This is a genomic window from Hugenholtzia roseola DSM 9546 (assembly GCF_000422585.1).
GTDB classification, from domain to species: domain Bacteria; phylum Bacteroidota; class Bacteroidia; order Cytophagales; family Bernardetiaceae; genus Hugenholtzia; species Hugenholtzia roseola.
Window position 1 is genome coordinate 1 of sequence record NZ_AUGI01000083.1, and the last position, 1,823, is coordinate 1,823.

A 1,823-nucleotide genomic window follows, 5' to 3' on the forward strand; every position below is an offset into this window, starting at 1 on the left:
CCCAAGCGTAGGGTCGGTTTTTTAACATCGCCTTCGGCATTTTCGCCGTCTTCTTCGCCAAAATAGAAGGTATAGGTAAGGCTATTCGAAACGCCTGTTTCGGTTAGGTTAGAAAAGAAGCGTCCTGTGTCGAAAAGGTTGGCAGAAGGCGGTAATTGCATGGTATAAGGCGCACCCGTTTCGCGCTCGGCTATGCTGCGGAAGGTGCGAAAGCGGCGATAATCAGGTTCGTTTCGGTTTAAATAGTTCAGACCTACTACCCAAGTGAGGTTCTGTTTGCCGCCTTTAAGGTCGTGCGAGCCTTGCAGCTGCCCTGTGTAGATGGTGCGGCTAAGGTAATGATAGGCATAATTGCGCAAGTCGTCGTCGGGTCTTTGCAAATAATCAAATCCATTGCGGATAGTGGTTTCATTTTCGCCGATTTGGGTGAGCATGTTGCGAAATTCGAGGGTAGAATTTTCCCCTATCATCACGCGCCAGTTGCTTAGGATACCAATTCTGACGGTATTCGCGTAGCTATCGTCTTCATAGAAGAAACGCTTTTGAATGGGCGCATTTGGGTCGAAGAAAAAGTAGCGATGGCGGTCTATGAGGCGATATTGATAGGAATTGGAGTAGCTTAGGCTGTTGATGGTGCTGAATTTGAGCCTTCCTATTTCAAACTTGCGGGCTACATTTAGCCCAAAGTTCAAGTCGGGCAAGGCTGTGCGCGAGGTATTGGCAAAGTTATTCGTTAGGCTTCTGCCTGCGGTTTGGCGCAATTCGGAAGCGCGTGAGCTATTTTGAAGAGCATCTTTGGTAGGAAAATTATCAGGCAGGGCGCGGAAGCCATTATCGAAGCCTAAAAAGTCGGTAGAGCCGCCTTCGCTTGCTATAAAAGGCTGAAAAGTGGTATTGTTGCGATAGCCGATTCCAAAGTTGAAAGTGGTACTGTTTTCTTCTACGTTGTTTTTGGTAAAGACCTTTATCATACCCCCTGCAAAATCGCCCGGCATATCAGGCGCACCCGATTTATAGACCAAAAGGCGGTCGATGGCATTGCTGGGTATAAGGTCAAACGAAAAAGTGCGCACGTCAATTTCTGTGCTGGGTGCAATCGAGTTGTTTATCATCACGTTGTTGTAGCGGTCGGCTACGCCTCGCACCATTACAAAGCGGTTGTCTGTAATCGTAACGCCCGGTACGCGCGTCATGACCTGTGCCGCATCACTATCCTGCGACTGCTCGATTTGCTCTGCCGAAACGCCATTGGCTACGGCTTCGCTCTTTCTCACTTCTTCCACTACGGCAATTTCGCTATCGGTTTCACGAAACGCCACTACTACGACGCTGCCCAGCTCCTCGCTATCTTCTTCCATCGTGAGGTTAAAAATGGTCGTCTTGCCTGCTTCTACGGCTACGTCGGTGATTTTTTGGGTCTTGTATCCTACCGCCGAAACGATAAGCACGTGCGTGCCTGCACTTACATTTTTGATGTGAAACTTTCCTTCTATATCCGTAGCCGAACCGATAGTCGTATTTTCGATAAGAACCGTAACCCCTATCATAGGTTCGTCTGTTCCCGTTTCGATAACCGTACCTTTGATGCTACCCGTTTGCGCCCAAACTGTGGGAAGGGCTACAAAAAAGAAAAGGCTCACCAAGAGCCAAGATGTAAGCCAAGAAAAGCGTGGGGTACTTAGCCCAAGACTAAGAAATGTAGAGGTGCAACGCATGACGTAAGATGACAAAGATTTTTAAAAAAGCTAACTAAATTTGGCAGCAAAATTACGACCCCCAAATCTCTTACAAGTCAAGTCCAAATGAATTTTTCATTGTGCTAT

Annotated in this window: 1 protein-coding gene; it reads right to left on the minus strand. The window is 47.6% G+C overall.

The genetic code is table 11. The annotated features are described in order from the left end of the window. A partial coding sequence (locus G500_RS22915; protein ID WP_161626106.1) for a TonB-dependent receptor occupies positions 1 to 1,715 on the minus strand: 1,715 nt, incomplete at its 3' end. Positions 1,716 to 1,823 lie beyond the last annotated feature (108 nt).